The organism is Streptomyces diacarni (assembly GCF_003323715.1).
Taxonomy (GTDB): Bacteria; Actinomycetota; Actinomycetes; order Streptomycetales; family Streptomycetaceae; genus Streptomyces; species Streptomyces diacarni.
In genome coordinates this window covers 14,973-32,263 of the sequence record NZ_QOIN01000046.1, presented here as the reverse complement: position 1 = coordinate 32,263, position 17,291 = coordinate 14,973, and the positions used below count along the sequence as shown (strand labels likewise).

Sequence of the window (17,291 nt, the reverse complement as noted above, 5' to 3'; positions counted from 1 at the left end):
CCCCCACCGGTGACTTCACGGGGGCCGGAACCGGCCGTTTCGCGTCCGCCGCCCTCCCACCCGCCGACTCGGGAGGCTCGGCCGCCGCAGGGCCGGACGGCGGTCAGGTGGCCGAGTCGCGCTCTGGAGCCCCGCCCGCGGGACGCCATCCCCGGGCGCGGCCGCGGGGGATCACCACCGCCGCGCCCGCCACCAGGAGCACCAGTGTGCCGCCCGCGCCCGCGATCAGCAGCGCGCGGTTGAGCGGCTGGGGGGACGCCTGAGGCGGGAGCTTCGCCGGCGGCGGAGAGGGCACCGTGCCCTGCTTGTCCGGAAGGACGGCGGTCAGCGCCGCATACGGGTCCACCCGCGGCGGAACCGCCGGGTACGCCGCCGTGACGAGTTGCCGGGCGACCTCGGCCGCCGTCATCTTCGGCTTCCGCGACCGCACCAGCGCCGCCGCCCCGGCCACGTTCGCCGCCGCGAGCGAGGAACCGGAGCCGATGTAGTGCCCCGATCCGCTGGGGCCGACGCTGACCACCGCGTCCCCGGGCGCCGCCAGTTTCGCCCCCTTCAGCTGCGGGGCGTCCTTCGGGCGGGTGCCGTCGGGGCCGTAGTCCATGACCGACAGCACCCCGGGCGCCGCAGCGGGCCAGTACCGGGGCGCCGGTTCGCTCGTCCTGCCGGTGCTGCTGTCCTTCGGCAGGGCGTCCGGGGCGAACGGCGCGACGACCAGGGCGTCGTGCTGCGTGGCGTACTCCACGGCTGCGGTCAGCTCCGCCTTGCCGTCCGGCACCGCGCGCCCCACATAGACGACCCGCGCCCCGCCGTCGACCGCGGCCCTGACACCGTCCGCGAGCTGCTTTGCCGCGGCCTTGCCGCGCTTGTCGGTGCCGCGCACCGCCAGGACGCGCGCCGCGGGCGCGGCCCCGGCCACGCCCACCCCCTGCCGGGGCGCGGCGGCGATCAGCCCGGCGGCGAAACTACCGTGCCCCACGCAGTCGGTGCCCGCATCGCCGACCGCCTCCACCCGCCCCTCGAGGGCCGGGATGTCCGTGCCGACCCCGGTGTCCACCACGCCGACGGTCACTCCGTGGCCGTCCGCCAGCGACCAGGAGCGGCGCAGCCCCAGCGCCTGCCGGGTCCACGTCTGCTCGCGCGCCGTCTCGCTCGAAGCGGGCGTGCACGGCTCGTCGGGTGCCAGGGCCGTGGGAAGGGCGGGCAGTTGGACGGAGTCGGCGGCGGCGGGTGGCGTCTGAGCGGCCAGCGGCGCCGCGGCCAGCAGGGTGGCGGCCACCGCGCGTCCTACCGAGCGGCGAGGGGAACGAGCACGTCGCATGCCGCGCACGATACGCGCAGGGCATCTCCACACGGTAACGTGCTCCCGCGGCCCCCGCCCGCGGGCAACACCGCCGCGGGACGACGGGCGTCCGGCGGCGAACTGTCGTGCCGCACCCAGGTCATGGGCCCCCCCAACCCTTCGTACTAGGGCGGGGGCAGGGACCCGCTCACCTTCGGGCACGGGCCCGCCACCGTGGCGGAGGCACCTGGCTGCCGGTGCCACGGTTCCCGTAGCCTTCATCGCGTGCCTGTACCTTCCCCCGGCCGCCCGGGCTCGGGGCCACCGAGGGGACCGGCAACGGCATCACAACGAGGAGGTCCCAGCGTGTCACGGCAGTTGCTCACGGTCGGTCCGGACCAGCCGGAGGGCTTCCGGACGATCGGCGAGGCCCTGGAGAAGGCTCGCGCAGGTGCGGTGATACGCGTCCGGCCCGGCCGATACCGCGAGAACCTCACCGTCCGCACGCGCGTCACCATCGCCGGCGACGGGGAGCGCGGCAGCGTCGAGATCTGCCCGTCACGCGGCACCGCCGTGGTACTCGTCGCGGACGCCGTGATGCTCACCGACCTGACCCTGCGCGGCGGCAACGAGGACCTCCCCGTGGTGGACGCGCCCCGCGGCCAGGTGGCCATGGACGGCTGCACGGCCGTGGGATCGGGCTGGACGGCCGTCCTGGCGCGTGAGAACGGATCGGTGGCCATCCGGGACTGCCGGATCTCCAACCCCGAGGGCGCCGGCGTGGTGGACACCGCGCCCACCGGGAGCGTCGTCGCCGACTCCGTCTTCGAACACCTGGGCACCTCGGCCATCGTCCTGGGCGAGCAGGCCCGCACCACCGTACGCGGCTGCCGGGTGCGCGGCGCGCAGGGCAACGGCATCCTCGCCAACGGCGAGGCGCAGGGCCGGGTGGAGGACTGCGAGGTGACCGCCACCGAGAAGCCCGCCATCGCGCTGGAGGGCAAGTGCTCCACCCAGGTGCTGCGGGCCCGGGTGCACGACACCTCGGTCGGTGTGTACATCACCAGCAGTTCCCGGCCGGCCCTCGAAGAGGTCACGGTCACCGACACCTCGGGACCCGGCATCGTCCTCTCCTCCGGTGCCGACCCGGAGCTGGTGCGCTGCGTCACCTCCCGTACCAAGGGCAGCGGGCTCGCCGTCACCGAGCGTTCCCGCGGCACGTTCCGGGACTGTGACTTCAACTCCGCCACCGATCCGGCCATCCGCGTGATCGGCTCCAGCGCGCCGCTGCTGACCGGCACCACCGTGCGCGAGTGCGCCGACAAGACGGCCTCCGTGCTGCTGGCGGAGGGCTCCTCGGCGGAGTTCGAACGGTTGGAGGTGGTCGACGCCGCCGGCGCCGGCGTCTCCGTCCGCACCAACGCCGATCCGCTGCTGAGCCGCGCACGGATCGCCGAAGCGCGCGGCCACGGCGTTGAGGTGGCCGAGGACGGCCGCGGACGGCTGGAGGGGTGCACCGTCGAGGGCACCGAGGGCGCCGGTCTGCGCATCGCGGGCGGCGGCGCCCCGGAGGTCCGCGACACGACGGTGCGCCGCACCACCCTGGCCGGTGTCTCGGTCGGCGCCGACGGCCGCGGCACCCTGTCCGACTGCGAGATATCCTCCAGCGCCACCGTCGGCCTCCACGTGGAGAGCGGCGGCGAGATCGCCGCGCAGCGCCTCCGCCTGTCCGAGGCCGGTGCCCACGGCGTCCTGATCGCCGAGGGCGCGAAGGCGTCCCTGGAGGTGTGCCAGGTCACCGGCAGCACCGGCGACGGCATCCGGGTGGACAGCGCCGAGAAGGTCGTCCTCGACCGGTGCACGGTCCGCGACAACCGCGGGGCGGGCCTCAGGCAGTCACGCGGCAGCGACCGCCTCACCGTGGAGGAGCTGGACAGCAGCGGCAACGCGTCCCCCGACGCCTGGGGCGAGGACATCGGCCTCGGCGGCGCCGAGGCCGGCCCCGCGGGCGGCGGCGCGAAGAAGCCCGAGGGCCCGCTGGAGGAGCTGGAGTCGCTGATCGGTCTGGCCGACGTCAAGCACCAGGTACACACCCTGATCAACCTCAACCAACTCGCCCAGCGCCGCGCCAGCCTCGGCATGCCGGCCCCGCCGATGAGCCGCCACCTGGTCTTCTCCGGCCCGCCCGGCACCGGCAAGACCAGCGTCGCCCGGCTGTACGGCGGCATCCTCGCCGATCTCGGCGTGCTGCGCTCCGGCCATCTGGTCGAGGTCTCCCGGGCCGATCTGGTCGCCCAGATCATCGGCGGCACGGCCATCAAGACCACCGAGGCGTTCAACGAGGCCCTCGGCGGTGTGCTGTTCATCGACGAGGCCTACACCCTGCTGTCCGACAGCAAGGGGTCGGGCACGGACTTCGGGCAGGAGGCCATCGACACCCTGCTCAAGCTGATGGAGGACCACCGCGACGACGTGGTGGTCATCGCCGCCGGCTACACCGACCAGATGGACACCTTCCTCGGCTCCAACCCCGGTCTGGCCTCCCGCTTCACCCGCAGCATCGAGTTCGCCAACTACTCCGTGGAAGAGCTCGTCACCATCACCGAGTCCATGTGCGAGGCCCACAGGTACGAGCTGGACCCGAGCACCCTGGACGCTCTCGCGCGGCTCTACGAGAGGATGCCGCGCGACGCCACGTTCGGCAACGGCCGCGCGGCCCGCCGCGTCTTCGAGGAGATGGTGGACCGGCAGGCGTTCCGGCTCGGCTCGATGGCCAACCCGGCCGAGGCGGACCTGTCGCTGCTGCTCCCGGCCGATGTCGCAGACGACGAGACGATCAGCGGCGGCGACACGGCACGCAGCTCCCAGGACCTGCTGGCCGAACTCGACTCCATGGTCGGCCTCGCCGCCGTCAAGCACGAGGTGACGGACCTGGTGAACCTGCTGGAGGCCACGCGCAAGCGGCAGGCCGCGGGGCTGCCCATCCCGCGGATCAGCCACCACCTGATCTTCTCCGGCCCGCCCGGCACCGGCAAGACGACCGTCGCCCGCCTCTACGCGGATCTGCTGCACTCCCTGGGCGTGCTGAACACCGGTCAGCTCGTGGAGGTGGCGCGTGCCGACCTGGTGGGGCGGTACGTGGGACACACCGCGCAGCTCACCAAGGAGGTCTTCGAACGGGCCTTCGGCGGTGTGCTGTTCATCGACGAGGCGTACACCCTCACCCCCGAGGGCTCGGGCTCCGACTTCGGCCAGGAGGCCGTCGACACGCTGCTGAAACTGATGGAGGACCACCGCGACGAGGTCGTCGTCATCGCCGCCGGCTACACCGACGAGATGCGGCGCTTCCTGGGCTCCAACCCGGGCCTGGCGTCCCGCTTCAGCCGCACCGTGGAGTTCGAGCACTACTCCGCGGAAGAGCTGGTCACCATCATGAACATGTACGCCTCCAAGTCCGGCTACGACTGTCCGGAGGAGACCCTGGAGGCGCTGCGCGGCTACGTGGAGCTGATCCCGCGCGACCGCTCCTTCGGCAACGCGCGCGCCGCCCGCCAGCTGTTGGAGTCGATGATGACGCGACAGGCCCGCCGCATCGGCACGATCGCCACCCCGGGCCTGGAGGACCTGCGGCTGCTGCTCCCGGACGACCTGCCGGCGTCCTCCCCGCAGCCCGCCGGCTGACCCGGCCCACCCGCCGACGGGCCCGGCCTTCGCAGGCCCGGGCCCGGGGAGCGGCCTCGGTCAGGCGGAGGCGTGTGCCGGACCGTCGGCGCCCCGACCAACAGCGTCCTGGGCGGCGGCGTCCCGGGCGGCGGCGTTCTGGCCGGCGGCCGTGGCCGCGCCCTCTTCCGCAGTGGCAGCGGCCTTCTCCTCCGGCTGCTCCGGCGTGAGGACGAAGTCGTAGAAGGCGTCCTCCGACAGCGCCCGGTGCCCTCGGTCGACCCGGGCGTTCCACTGCTCGGCCCGCCGCAGGTGCTCGCCCCAGGCCGCCCGGTTGCGCATGATGTTCGCCCGCAGCGCCGGCAGGTCCATCGCCGTGAGGTTCCACGAGTCCGAGTCGCCGCACAGGGTGTTCTCGCGGATGGACAACGTGTTCCCCGTCAGGGAGGTCGGGAAGTTCGCGCACACCCGCGGGCGGTGGACGTACGCGCCGCAGCGCGCGTGCCCGGGGGCGATCTCCATCAGGAACACGCACCCTTGGGTGTCCGGCCGGTGGCGGAGCCGGAGGTCGTACAGCGGGCCGCCGGGCCGGAACCGGAAGTCGCCGTCCTCCTTCTCCTTGAGGGTGACGAACTCCCGTGGGTGGAGGGCCATTCCAGCGGCCAGCCTGCGCACGTCGTCGAGGGTCACGTTCACGGTGTACTCCCGGCAGCAGCGCCCCTTGCAGGAGGCACAGCCGGCCAGGTTGGCTCCCGAGCCGCTCACGCGACCACCTCCTCGGGCCAGGGGGCACCGGCCTCGCAGGCCGCGTGCGCCTCCAGTAGATAGCGCTGGAAGTCCTCGACACCGGGCGGGTCGTCGGTCTTCTCCGCCAGGGCGTTCCAGTGCGCGACGATCTCGAACCACTGGTCGCGGTCGGCGGCCCACCGCCGCTCCGCCCGCGCCAGACCCTCCGCGTCGAGCGGGCGCCCTGGCAGCCCGAGCGCGCTGCCGTCCCCGCCCTCTCCCTCGTCCCCGACGGCGTCCTGTACGGCGTCCGTGCCCCCGGCCGCCTTCTCTTCCCCCTCCGGCGCGCCGTCGCGGTCGGCCTCTGCCGTGCCGTCGCGGTCGGCGCGGCCGGGGACGGCGGGGAACATCCGGCAGGAGAGCGGCGCCAGTTCGCCCAGTCCGCAGCGTCCGGTGCCCTCCAGGGTGACGACGTGGAAGACGCAGCCGTGAGCGGCGTTGGCGAGCCGCACGTTCACCCGGCGCCGCGCGTTGTCCAACACGACCCCGGTCGGGTCGTTGGCGGCGGCCGGTGCGGCCTGGGTGAAATGCCACGGCTCCAGGGCGAGAGTCCGTGAGATGCGGACGATGTCCGCGCCGGTGACCAGGCGCGGGCCGCGATAACAGAGGTTCTTCGCGCGGGTGGACTGCCACTCGCCGTCGGCACTCCGAGTACTGTCCGCTATCAAACCATGCTCCCCTAACCTCCGTTTACCTCCGCGCCCGGAGGGCGACCGGTTCCACCGGTGCGGCCAGGCCACCACCGGCCCGGCTCGGCTCAGGTGGCCGCCAGCGAGCGTAGTCGATCGACTCCCCCAAGAGCGGTCCGGCCGAGTCCCCTGCCCCCGCGGCCCGTTCTCAGCGCGCCGGGCGGGAGAGCAAGGCGAGCAGCAGCGCCGTCAGCAGGGAGAGGACGGCGAGCACCCCGACGGACACCGCGAAGCCGCTGACCTCGCCGTGGCCGGCCGCCAGCGCCGCGAACAGGGCGCCGATACCGGCCACCCCCGCGGCCTCCGACACCTGGACGGCGGTGAGGATGCCGCCGGAGGCGGCGCCCGCGTCGGCCGGGGCCACACCGGAGAGAGCCACACCGATCAGCGAGGTGGCCACGATGCCGCCGCCGGCGCCGTACAGCACCAGCCCCGGCATCAGGGCCGCCGCCGGGCCGGTGCCCTCCACCAGGTCGACGCCGACCCACACCAGGCCCAGGCCGAGCGCCATCGCGAGCGCGCCGCCGGGTACCACCCGCCGGCCCCAGCGGGCCACGAGCTTGCCGCGCAGCACGGAGAAGACCGAGGTGAGGAGCGCCATCGGGGTGAAGGTGAGGGCGGACTGGAGCGGGGTGAAGTCCTGGGCCTGCTGGAGGTGGAACGCCAGCAGGAAGACGAACGCGCCGTTGACGCCGTAGAAGCACAGCGCCGTGGGCAGCCCCAGGGAGAAGCCGCGCTGCTTGAACAGCCGCGGCGGCAGCAGCGGCGCCTCGGCCCCCGCGGCCACCCGGCGCTCCCACAGGATGAACAGCGCCAGCAGCACCACGCCGCCGGCCATCTCGCCCACGCGCGGGCCCGTCCAGCCCTGCTCGGCGCCGATGACCAGCCCGTGCACCAGGCCCAGCAGGCCGGCGCCCAACAGGACGACGCCGACCAGGTCCAGCTTCGTCGGGGTCCGCTCACCGGGGTCGCGCACCAGTGCCGACGCTCCGACAAGAGTGATGACGCACAGCGGCACGTTCACCAGGAAGACCGAGCGCCAGCCCAGGCCGGCGACGTCCCACTCGATCAGGAAACCGCCGACGATCTGTCCGGCGACGACGCCGATGCCGATGACCGCCCCGTACAGGCCGATGGCGCGCTCGCGCTCCTCGTCGCGCCGGAACGTCACCTGAATGAGCGCCAGCACCTGCGGCAGCATCACGGCGGCGCCCAGCCCCTGGGCGATGCGGGCCCCGATGAGGAAACCGGGGCTCTGCGCGGCGGCACAGGCGACGGAGGTGAGAGCGAAGACGACGACACCCACCAGGAAGACCCGGCGGCGGCCGAAGATGTCGCCGAGCCTGCCACCGGCGACCAGGCCGGCGCCGTAGGCGAGCGTGTAGCCGGTCGGCACCAGTTGAATGTCGGCGAACGAGGCATGCATTTCCGCTTGGATCGACGGATTGGCCACGTTCACGATGAAGATATCGAGAAATCCCATGAAGGCGCCGAGTAACAGGATCCATACCGCACCCCATTGCGCGGTGGTCGCGGCGGGCGGCGCCGGGCTGTTTCCCCTTTCCTGCTCAGCGGGAACATCCGTTTCCACCACTCTGTGCTCGTTGGACAACGCGATGGCCTTTCACTGATTCGACGCGGCGGCGAGACGTGCCCGAAAAGGCGGGGAGGCAGCGGCCTACCGCCGCGCTGAACCGCTGTGCCGGATGCCGGATACCGCCCCCGGCTTTGACGCCCGTCCGGTACCGCATCAGTTTCGCGGGCCCCGTGGTGCGGGCCAAGTTGCCCTTTATGCTGTTGCCGTGACCACCACCCGAGGAGCGGAGTCGGAACAACGGCGGGACGATCTGCGGGACTTCCTGCGCAGCCGCAGAGCCCGGCTGTCCCCCCAGGAGGTGGGTCTGCCGACGTCGGGAAGGCGCCGCACCCCGGGGCTGCGGCGTGAGGAGGTCGCCTCGCTCGCGGGTATCGGGCTCACCTGGTACACGTGGCTCGAGCAGGGCCGCCGGATCACCGTCACCACCAGCATTCTGGACGCCGTCAGTTCGGCGCTGCGGCTCGACGACACCGAGCGGGCGCACCTGTACCGACTGGCCGGCCACACGCCGGCCCCCGCCCCGCGCCGGGCCGCCGACTCGTCGGCCCCGCGACTGCCGCAGCACGTGGTGGCCCTCGTCGAGGAGTGGGCGCCGGGCCCGGCGTACGTCCTGGACCGGTACTGGCGCTATCTGCACGGCAACACCGCGGTCGAGGCGCTGTTCGGTGAGGTACCGACGCTGCACAGCTGCCTGGACGGGTTCCTGACGCGGCAGGGCCCGCACCGTGCGCTGCCGGAGTGGGAGTCGATGGCGCCGTCGCTGGTCGCCGAGTTCCGGTCGGACGCGGCCCGCTACCCGGAAGACCCGGGCTTCGCCGCGCTCGTGCGGCGGCTGTCCGAGCACAGCCCCGCCTTCGCCCGGCTGTGGGCCCGGCAGGAGGTGCGGGACACCGCACTGGGCGAGAAGGTCGTCGAGCATCCGCGCGGCGGCCGGCTGGTGTTCCAGCGCACGACGGTGCGGATCGCCGACGACCCCGACCTGCACGTCGTCCTGCTGCTGCCGCAGCCGGGCACCGGCACCCGGCAACGGCTGCGCACGCTGCTGTCGGCCCAGCCGGTGGAGTCGGTGTAGCCGGTGTCATCGGTGTGGTCGGTGCAGCGGGCGATCCAGGCGTCGCCGCAGTCGCCGGACCCCGCCGCGGGCCGGCCCGGTGGTCAGAAGCGCGTGCTGGACACGACGTAAACGCGTGGGCGCTTCTTGTACGTCATGTCCACGGTGATCTTCAGGTCCGGCTTGCTCTTGGGCTGCTCGTGCACAGCGCTGAAGTAGTGGCTCTTCGGCTCGTCGAACCGCCAGCCGACCTCGGTGGCCAGCTTGCCGGTGACGGCCACCCGGCCCTTGTGCAGCTTCACGGGCTTCGCCGGTTCCGCCGTGTCGCTGCCCACCTCGTCCAAAAACTGCTCCAGCCTCTTGGGGCTGGTGCGGAACTGCACCCACATGGTGCTCTTCTCCCACGCGTTCGTCTCGTAGAAGGCGACGCGCGTCGCCGAGAGCGGCACGGGGACGTCGTAGATCCGCTGGCTGACCTTGGGCGGGCGGCCGTAGGTGAGGCTCGTGGAGGCGGCCGCGCGCTCCTTGTCCTTGCCGCTGGCGCGGCTCTGGAACGCGGACTGCACCAGGTATCCGGCCGGCAGCGCGATCAGCAGCACGACGATCACCAGCACGAAGACCCGGTGCCGCGGGCGGTGCGGGGGCCTGGTGTGGGGCTCGTAGGGGCGGGGGCTGGCGTCCTTGTACGGCATGGCGCTCGGCGTCTCAGGCGTCGGGGAGGGTGGGGTGGACGGGTCGTCGGGCGTGGCCGCCACGGTCACTGGCCCACCGCGCGGCGCAGGTTGTCGGCCGCGCGCTCGTAGCGCTCGTAGCGCTCCAGGCGGCGGCGGTTGGCCCGGCGGAAGCGGCGGGCCACCAGCCGGGCGAGGTCCGCGGCACCGACCATACCTGCCTCGGGACCCAGCTGTGCCTTCACGATACGGGCCTCGGGGCGGTAGCCGCGGCCGGTCAGCTGGCGGCGGAAGGCCTCCTTGGCCGGGTCGATCAGCAGTTCGTCGGCGGCGCTGACGCCTCCCCCGATGACGAAGCAGGACGGGTCGAGGGCCGCGGCGAGGTTGGCCAGGCCCACCCCGAGCCAGTTGCCGACCTCGTGGAAGAGCTCCGTGCACATGGCGTCGCCGGAGCGGGCCAGCTCCGTGATGAGCGGTCCTGTGATGTCGCCGACCTGGCCGCCGACCCGGTCGATGATCCCGTACGCGACGGGCGACTCGGCCGCCGCCAGCTCCCGGGCCTCCCGCACCAGCGCGTTGCCCGAGCTGTACTGCTCCCAGCACCCTCTGTTGCCGCACGGGCAGCGGTGGCCGCCCGGCACCACCTGCATGTGACCGAACTCGCCGGCCACTCCGTACTTGCCGCGTTTGACGCGGCCGTCCTCCAGGATCGCGCCGCCGATACCCGTCCCGAGCGTGATCATGACGAGGTGGTCCTCGCCGCGGCCCGCGCCGAAGCGCCACTCCCCCCACGCCGCCGTGTTCGCGTCGTTGTCGACCATCACCGGGACGGCGAGCCGTGCCGTGAGGGCGTCCTTGAGGGGTTCGTCTCTCCAGGCCAGGTGCGGCGCGAACAGCACGCGGGAGCGGTCCGCGTCGATCCAGCCCGCCGCGCCGATGCCCACCGCGTGCACGTCGTGCCGGTCGGAGAGGTCCAGCACCAGCTCGGCGATGGTGTCCTCGACGACCTTGGGGCTCTTGGACTTCTCGGGGGTCTCGGCGCGCACCTTCTCCAGGATGGCGCCGTCCGCGTCCACGACGCCCGCCATGACCTTCGTGCCGCCGATGTCGATGCCGACGGTCGGCACGCGGGGAGCCGACAGGTGCGAGCGGCGCTCACGGGTGCTGACCGTTCTCAGGACACTCGCACTGGGAGCGGTGCGCCGTCGGTAGACCCTGTCTGCCCTGTCTGCCCTGTCTTCTCGCTGGAAGCTGTCCGCGTTCAAGAGTGGTCGTCTCTCTGGGAGGGGTCTTACGGGCGGGCTCGATTCTGCCAGGGATCAACGGTACGTCGCCCGGTCCCGGGCCGGTCGGCCCCGGCCCCGGCCCCGCGCTCAGCGTTCCAGCTCGTGGCTGAGCTCCTCCAGCTCCGAGCCGCCCGCCATCTGGCGCACCAGCTCCTCCAGCTCCAGCTCGTCACGCTCGTAGGCGCCGGCCATGGCGCCGCGCTTGAGCAGGACGAAGCGGTCACCCACGAGGTAGGCGTGATGCGGGTTGTGTGTGATGAGGACCACTCCCAGGCCCGCGTCCCGAGCGGCGGCGACGTACTTGAGGACGACGCCGCTCTGCTTGACGCCGAGTGCGGCCGTCGGCTCGTCCAGCACCAGCACCTTCGCCCCGAAGTGCACGGCCCGCGCGATGGCGACGGACTGCCGCTCGCCGCCCGACAGGGTGCCGATGGGCTGGTCGACGTCGCGCAGGTCGATACCCATGCGCAGCAGCTCGCTGTGGGTGGTGCGCCGCATGCGCGCCACGTCCATGCGGCGCAGCGGTCCGCGGCCGACAGTCGGCTCCGAGCCGAGGAAGAAGTTGCGCCACACGGGCATCAGGGGCACGACGGCCAGGTCCTGGTAGACGGTGGCGATGCCGCGGTCCAGCGCCTCGCGCGGGGAGGCGAGGCGGGTCTCCTCGCCCTGGACGCGGAAGGTGCCGCCGTCGTGCTGGTGGAGCCCGGAGATGATTTTGATCAGGGTGGACTTGCCCGCCCCGTTATCGCCGAGGACGCAGGTGATCTCGCCGGGACGGACGGTGAGGGAGATGTCCTCCAGCGCCCGGATGTTGCCGTAGAACTTGGCCACACCGGTCAGCTCGACGAGCGGCGCCTCCGCGTCCCCGGGCTGCGCGTCCTGCTGGACCCGACCGGCTCGCCGGGTCTGCTCGTCCTGCTGGTTCTGCTCGTACTGGCGGGTCTGCTCAGTCATCGGGTCGCCTCCGCCCGCTTCCGGATCCACGCGTTCAGCAGGGTGGCCAGCAGCAGCATGGCCCCGAGGAAGAACTTGAACCAGTCGGGGTTCCACTGCGCGTAGATGATGCCCTTGTTGGCCATGCCGAAGATGAAGGCGCCCACGGCGGCGCCGATGGCCGAGCCGTAGCCCCCGGTCAGCAGGCAGCCGCCGATGACGGCGGCCGCGATGTAGATCAGCTCGTTGCCTACGCCCTCGCCGGACTGGACGGTGTCGTAGTTGAAGAGCAGGTGCTGGCCGGAGATCCAGGCCGCGAAGGCGACGCCCAGATACAGGCCGATCTTGGTGCGCGCGACCGGGACGCCGACGGCGCGGGCCGCGTCCACCCCGCCGCCGACGGCGAAGATCCAGTTGCCGGCGCTGGTGCGCAGCAGGATCCAGGTGGCGACGGCCACCAGCAGCAGCCACCACAGCACGGTGATCTGGATGTGGACGCTGCCGAGGGTCAGCGTGGAGGCGAAGACGGCCCTGGCCGAGTCGAACCCCTCCATGTCGCTGATGGTCTTGGTGGTGACGGTGCCGCTGATCACCTTGGTGAGGCCCAGGTTGAGGCCGGTCAGCATCAGGAAGGTGGCCAGCGTGATGATGAAGCTGGGCAGTTTGGTGCGGGTGAGCATGAAGCCGTTGAAGAACCCGATCCCCAGCGTGACCAGCAGCGACACCCCGACACCCACCCAGGTGTTGGCCGTCATCTGATAGCTGAACATCGAGGAGATGAGCGCCGAGGACGTCACCATCACGCCGGTCGACAGGTCGAACTCTCCGCCGATCATCAGCAGCGCCACCGGCACCGCCATGATGCCGATCGTGGAGGAGAAGTAGAGGACCGTGGAGAGGCTGGAGGCCCGCAGGAAGCTGTCGGCGACGCACGCGAAGAAGACGAACAGCGCGAGCGCGCCGACGACGGCGCCCAGCTCGGGCCGCCGCAGCAGTCGCACCGGCAGCGGGCGGTGCACGAGCCGGTCCCCGGCGGCCGCCGGGCTCGGCGGGTCCTGCTGTTGACGCCCGTCGCCGGGCTCGTCGTAGTCGGGCTTGCCCGGGTCGGTCGTCGCCGTCATCGGGTCCCCCGCTTGGTGAGCTCCTCCAGCTTGCCCGCGTCCTTCTTGGTGAGGATCTGCGGTCCTGTGAGCACGGGCTTGCCGCCGCCGAGCATGTCGGCGTTGTAGCGGTAGAGCCACAGCAGGTCGACGGCCTGATAGCCCTGCAGGTAGGGCTGCTGGTCGACGGCGAAGCCGATGGTGCCGTCCTTGAGGCCCGCGGCGACCTTGGCGTTGAGGTCGAAGGTGTCGATCTCGGCGTCGCTGCCGGAGTCCTTCTTGGCCTCCGCGGCGGTGGCGGCGAAGGGGGCGCCGAGCGTCACCACGGAGTCGACCTTCTTGTCGGACTGGAGCTTGGCCTCGACGGAGGACTGCACGCCCGGCATGTTGGTGCCGTCCACGTACAGGTCCTCGACCTTGCCGTCGAAGGTCTTCTCGATGCCGTCGCAGCGCTGTTCGTGGCCGACGTTGCCCTGCTCGTGGAGGACGCAGAGCGCCTTCTTCTTCCCGCGCTCGTTGAGCTCGCGGCCGACGGCCTCGCCGGCCAGCGTCTCGTCCTGGCCGATGTGGGTGAGTGCGCCGAAGTCCTGGGAGACCTCCTGGCCGGAGTTGATCGTGATGACGGGTATGCCCGCCTTGACCGCCTTCTTCACGACCTTCTTCATCGCGTCCGGCTTGGCGAGGGTGACGATCAGCCCGTCGACCTTCTTGTCGATCGCGGTCTGGACGAGCTGGGCCTGGCGGCCCGCCTCCTTGTCGTGCGAGTAGAGGAACTCGATGTTGTCCTTGGCGGCGGCCTGCTTGGCGCCGCTCTGCACGATGTCCCAGTAGGTGTCGCCGTCACCGGAGTGCGTGACCATGGCGAACTTCCAGCGGGGCGTGGTGACGTTCGCCTTCCCCGAGGCGGCCTGCTGCCGGGCCTCCTCGGCCCGCTTGCCCCCGGTGCTGCTGCACCCGGCGAGCGAGGCCGTCGCGACGACCATCGCGGCCACCACAGCGGCTGTCGTACGCACGGGAGCGCGCCCCGTACGGGACGACCTGCCCGTACGGGGCTGCCTGCCCGCACGGGACGTACGGGACGTGAGCCGGGACCTGAGCACGCTGGCCACCCTGTTCTGCTCTCTGGCTGGAGGATCGGTACGGACTACGGACACTGCCGGGAGGAAGGCCCCGGATCTTCGCACAAGTATCCGTCACCGTGGCCGGAACGTGACGGACGGGCCGGATGCCTGTTCGCCATGGCCGTGTTGTAGCGGCCCACGCGGTGCCCGTCAACAAGCAGGCGCCGGCCCCCTGCGCAGGACGGTCACGGGCGGACCAGGAGCTGGAAGTCGAACGCGTAGCGGGAGGCACGGTAGAGGTGCGCGCCGTATTCGACGGGGCGCCCGGTGTCGTCGTAGGTGGTGCGCTGCATCGTCAGTAGCGGAGCACCCTGCTCCTCCCCCAGCAGCTCGGCCTCCGCGGCGTCGGCGGCCTTGGCCCCCACGGCCTGCCGCGCGGAGTGCAGCGTCACCCCGGCCGCCCGCATCAGCCGGTAGAGCCCCGTGGCTTCCAGATCGGCACGCTCCAGGGGAAGCAGATCCGCCGGCAGGTGGTTGCGCATGTAGGCCATCGGTTCACCGTGGGTGAGCCGCAGCCGTTCCACCGACCTGACCTCCGCCCCCTCCGGCACCCCCAGCGCGGCGGCGACCTCGGCCGTGGCCTCCCCCACGCTCTCCCGCAGCACCCGCGTGGCCGGCCGCTGCCCGGCCGCCTCCAGATCGTCGTAGAGGCTGCTCAGCTCCATGGGGCGCCTGACCTGGCTGTGCACCACCTGGGTACCGATGCCGCGCCGCCGCACCAGCAGCCCCTTGTCCACCAGCGACTGGATGGCCTGCCTGACGGTCGGGCGGGAGAGACCGAGGCGCCCCGCCAGCTCGATCTCGTTCCCCAGCAGGCTCCCCGGGGCGAGCTTGCCGCGCTCGATGGCGCTCTCCAGTTGCTGGGAAAGCTGGAAGTAGAGCGGGACGGGACTCGCTCGGTCCACGCTCAGCTGCAGGTCCACCGGATCATTCTTGGGCACGAGGGGAGCGTAGTGGTCTTCCGGGCGCCCCGAAACCGTACATTCGATTGTCAGGACGAAAGGACAACCGCACGTGACGTCGGCCACGCGCTAGAAGCGCTTGACCATGAACACGCACGCGTCGGCCACCTTGTGCGTGACGCCCGCGCCGTCCTCGTAGCTCCAGCAGTCGAGGTACGGCGTGGAGGGCCGGTAGCCCAGGCGGTCGTAGAGCGCGTGCGCGCGGGGGTTGTTCTTCTCCACGCCCAGCCCGATCGCCCGGCACCCGCGCCCGGTGGCCAGCCGCTCCGCCTCCTTGATGAGGGCCGTGCCGATGCCCTGGGAGCGCAGCGTCTCGGGCCACACCCCCAGCCCGTTCACCTCCGGACAGTCGGGGTGGACGGCGCGCACTTCGGGAGCCGCACACCCCTCCCAGCGGACTTCGCAGCTGCCCACCGGACGCTCCTCCCGCCAGGCCACCAGGAAGGTGCCGCGGCCGTCCCGCTGCCGGGCCCAGCGCACTCCGTGGTGCGAGGTCGCCCCCCGGAAAGGCATGTGCGCATCGAGCGTCTCGACGTCTTCTTCCCGGCACTGGCTGATCCGCATGTCCGTAGCCTACGCAGCCGGTCCAGACCACTGGGGGTCCTCACCGACCTTCCCCGAACCCGCGAAGGGCAGGACGTGCGCGCCGCACGCGGCCCACCGGACCGCCATCGGCAACAGCACACCGTCCGGTTGCCGCCACCGGCCCGGGAACCCTCCGACCGTACCGGCCGCCGTACGGGTCGCCGGGCCGGTCGCGAGGCCGTCGCGGCGCTCCTCACCGTTCCCAGCGCACCGGCAGGGTCTTGACCCCCCGCAGCAGCACGCCCTCCCGCCACCTGAGTGTGGCCGGATCCGCGTCCAGCTCCAGGGCGCTGGTGCGCTCCAGCAGCATGCCGACGGCCACCCGCGCCTCGAGGCGGGCCAGTGGGGCGCCCAGACAGAAGTGCAGGCCGTGGCCGAAGGCGAGGTGGCCGCGTGGGGCGCGGCGGATGTCGAAGGTGTCGCCGCCGGGGAAGCGCGCCGGGTCGTGGTCGCCGTCGGCCAGCACCGGAAGGACCAGTTGGCCGTCGCCGGGAATCAGCGTGCCGCCGATCTCGACGGGCTCGGTGGTGAACCGGTAGGTGGTGGTCTCCACCGGGCCGTCGTAGCGCAGCATCTCCTCGACCGCGCCCTCCAGCAACGCCGGGTCGGCGCGCAGCGCGGCCAGCTGGTCGGGGTGGCGCAGCAGCGCGAGGGTGCCGTTGGCGATGAGCCCGACGGTCGTCTCGTACCCGGCGACCAGCAGCAGCCAGGCCATACCGAGCAGTTCCTGCTCGTCGAGCCGGTCGCCGTCCTCGTCGCTGGTGCGGATCAGGGCGCTGAGCAGGTCGTCGCCCGGTTGGGACCTGCGGTGCTCCAGCAGCTCGGCGAGGTAGCCGCTCAGGGCTTGCGCGTGGACGGTCTTCTCCTCCCGAGGGGCGATGCCCAGCGCTTTGTCCGACCACTCGCGGAAGCGGTCGCGGTCCAGCCCGGGGACGCCGAGCAGTTCGCAGATCACGGTGATCGGCAGGGGGAAGGCCAGCGCCGCCACCAGGTCGGCCCGGCCTCCCGCGCCGGCCAGGTGGGCGTCCAGCAGTTCCCCGGTGATCTCGCGGATGCGCGGCTCCAGCGCCGCGATCCGGCGCGTGGTGAACTCCCGGGCGACCAGTTTGCGCAGCCGCGTGTGGTCCGGGGGGTCGGCGATCAGCATGTGGTAGCCGGAGGAGACGGAGTTGGCTCCCGCCTCCGGCGCGGCGTTGGCCCAGTTCTTGGAGAGCCGGTCGTCGGCCAGGGCGGCGCGCGCCGCGTCGTGCCCGACCACCATCCAGGCGAGGGCGCCTTCGGGGATGCGGACGCGGTGCACGGGACCGCGCTCGCGCAGCGCGGCATAGAAGGGGTAGGGGTCGCGGACGAACTCCTCCCCCAGCGCCGCCAAGTCGACGATGCCGTCCGCGTTCGGGCTCAGCTCCATCACGCTCAGGTCAGCCATGGCGCGATCGTACGGACCGCAGGCGGAGCGAGGCGTTCCACTGACGTGATCCGGCCAGGTGACCTGCGGCCGGGCCGCAGGCCGCACGGGTGGCGGCACGGCCGCCGGCCGCACGGGTCGGCTGGAGGAGGCCGGGGGCGAGCCG

Annotated in this window: 14 protein-coding genes; 2 read left to right on the top strand and 12 right to left on the bottom strand. The window is 72.4% G+C overall.

Annotated elements, in window-relative coordinates; translation table 11 throughout:
* Positions 1 to 103: 103 nt before the first annotated feature.
* Positions 104 to 1,318 carry a S8 family serine peptidase gene (locus tag DTL70_RS17130; RefSeq protein ID WP_181860959.1) on the bottom strand — a complete coding sequence of 405 codons (1,215 nt, stop codon included), beginning with the start codon at positions 1,316 to 1,318 and terminating at the stop codon, positions 104 to 106.
* Positions 1,319 to 1,645: 327 nt separating this feature from the next.
* On the opposite strand from DTL70_RS17130, the gene DTL70_RS17125 reads away from it, so the two are divergent.
* Positions 1,646 to 4,960 carry a right-handed parallel beta-helix repeat-containing protein gene (locus DTL70_RS17125; protein ID WP_114022830.1) on the top strand — a complete coding sequence of 1,105 codons (3,315 nt, stop codon included), beginning with the start codon at positions 1,646 to 1,648 and terminating at the stop codon, positions 4,958 to 4,960.
* A gap of 60 nt (positions 4,961 to 5,020) precedes the next feature.
* On the opposite strand, the gene DTL70_RS17120 is transcribed toward DTL70_RS17125, so the two are convergent.
* The 3 genes from DTL70_RS17120 to DTL70_RS17110 all read right to left on the bottom strand — a co-directional run bounded on the left by DTL70_RS17120 (position 5,021) and on the right by DTL70_RS17110 (position 8,005).
* Positions 5,021 to 5,704, bottom strand: a complete 684-nt coding sequence (locus DTL70_RS17120) for a YkgJ family cysteine cluster protein (protein WP_181860958.1) — start codon at positions 5,702 to 5,704, stop codon at positions 5,021 to 5,023.
* A complete protein-coding gene (locus DTL70_RS17115) occupies positions 5,701 to 6,393 on the bottom strand; it encodes a hypothetical protein (RefSeq protein WP_114022828.1) in 693 nt (230 codons plus the stop codon). Before DTL70_RS17115 ends, DTL70_RS17120 begins: the two co-directional genes overlap by 4 nt.
* Before the next feature lie 169 nt (positions 6,394 to 6,562).
* Positions 6,563 to 8,005 (bottom strand): MFS transporter, encoded by a 1,443-nt coding sequence (locus DTL70_RS17110; protein WP_281278711.1) that lies wholly within the window; start codon positions 8,003 to 8,005, stop codon positions 6,563 to 6,565.
* Positions 8,006 to 8,216: 211 nt separating this feature from the next.
* Here DTL70_RS17110 and DTL70_RS17105 point away from each other — a divergent pair, with 211 nt between their 5' ends.
* A complete protein-coding gene (locus DTL70_RS17105; protein WP_114022826.1) occupies positions 8,217 to 9,083 on the top strand; it encodes a helix-turn-helix transcriptional regulator in 867 nt (288 codons plus the stop codon).
* Positions 9,084 to 9,166: 83 nt separating this feature from the next.
* Here DTL70_RS17105 and DTL70_RS17100 read toward each other — a convergent pair whose 3' ends face one another.
* From DTL70_RS17100 to DTL70_RS17065, 8 genes are all read right to left on the bottom strand, one after another.
* Entirely contained in the window at positions 9,167 to 9,754 is a 588-nt protein-coding gene (locus DTL70_RS17100) for a hypothetical protein (RefSeq protein ID WP_114023177.1), read from the bottom strand.
* A 65-nt stretch (positions 9,755 to 9,819) separates the two neighbouring features.
* Positions 9,820 to 10,911: an ROK family glucokinase gene (locus tag DTL70_RS17095; protein ID WP_114017747.1), complete on the bottom strand. Its 1,092-nt coding sequence runs from the start codon at positions 10,909 to 10,911 to the stop codon at positions 9,820 to 9,822.
* A 195-nt stretch (positions 10,912 to 11,106) separates the two neighbouring features.
* Complete coding sequence (locus DTL70_RS17090) at positions 11,107 to 11,973, bottom strand: ATP-binding cassette domain-containing protein (RefSeq protein ID WP_245979423.1); 867 nt, start codon at positions 11,971 to 11,973, stop codon at positions 11,107 to 11,109.
* Positions 11,970 to 13,073: an ABC transporter permease gene (locus DTL70_RS17085; protein ID WP_245979422.1), complete on the bottom strand. Its 1,104-nt coding sequence runs from the start codon at positions 13,071 to 13,073 to the stop codon at positions 11,970 to 11,972. Before DTL70_RS17085 ends, DTL70_RS17090 begins: the two co-directional genes overlap by 4 nt.
* The gene (locus tag DTL70_RS17080; RefSeq protein WP_114022825.1) at positions 13,070 to 14,035 is read right to left on the bottom strand and encodes a sugar ABC transporter substrate-binding protein; all 966 of its coding nucleotides are present in this window, start codon (positions 14,033 to 14,035) and stop codon (positions 13,070 to 13,072) included. Before DTL70_RS17080 ends, DTL70_RS17085 begins: the two co-directional genes overlap by 4 nt.
* 323 nt (positions 14,036 to 14,358) lie before the next feature.
* Positions 14,359 to 15,078 carry a GntR family transcriptional regulator gene (locus tag DTL70_RS17075; RefSeq protein ID WP_114023174.1) on the bottom strand — a complete coding sequence of 240 codons (720 nt, stop codon included), beginning with the start codon at positions 15,076 to 15,078 and terminating at the stop codon, positions 14,359 to 14,361.
* A gap of 126 nt (positions 15,079 to 15,204) precedes the next feature.
* Positions 15,205 to 15,699: a GNAT family N-acetyltransferase gene (locus DTL70_RS17070; protein ID WP_114022824.1), complete on the bottom strand. Its 495-nt coding sequence runs from the start codon at positions 15,697 to 15,699 to the stop codon at positions 15,205 to 15,207.
* Between the two features lie 214 nt (positions 15,700 to 15,913).
* Entirely contained in the window at positions 15,914 to 17,146 is a 1,233-nt protein-coding gene (locus DTL70_RS17065) for a cytochrome P450 family protein (protein WP_114022823.1), read from the bottom strand.
* Positions 17,147 to 17,291 lie beyond the last annotated feature (145 nt).

Bases quoted from the DNA above. Each gene is read 5' to 3' on its own strand.
- DTL70_RS17130 (WP_181860959.1), bottom strand. From the start codon at position 1,318: ATGCGACGTGCTCGTTCCCCTCGCCGCTCGGTAGGACGCGCGGTGGCC.
- DTL70_RS17100 (WP_114023177.1), bottom strand. From the start codon at position 9,754: ATGCCGTACAAGGACGCCAGCCCCCGCCCCTACGAGCCCCACACCAGG.
- DTL70_RS17090 (WP_245979423.1), bottom strand. From the start codon at position 11,973: ATGACTGAGCAGACCCGCCAGTACGAGCAGAACCAGCAGGACGAGCAG.
- DTL70_RS17085 (WP_245979422.1), bottom strand. From the start codon at position 13,073: ATGACGGCGACGACCGACCCGGGCAAGCCCGACTACGACGAGCCCGGC.
- DTL70_RS17080 (WP_114022825.1), bottom strand. From the start codon at position 14,035: ATGGTCGTCGCGACGGCCTCGCTCGCCGGGTGCAGCAGCACCGGGGGC.
- DTL70_RS17070 (WP_114022824.1), bottom strand. From the start codon at position 15,699: ATGCGGATCAGCCAGTGCCGGGAAGAAGACGTCGAGACGCTCGATGCG.
- DTL70_RS17065 (WP_114022823.1), bottom strand. From the start codon at position 17,146: ATGGCTGACCTGAGCGTGATGGAGCTGAGCCCGAACGCGGACGGCATC.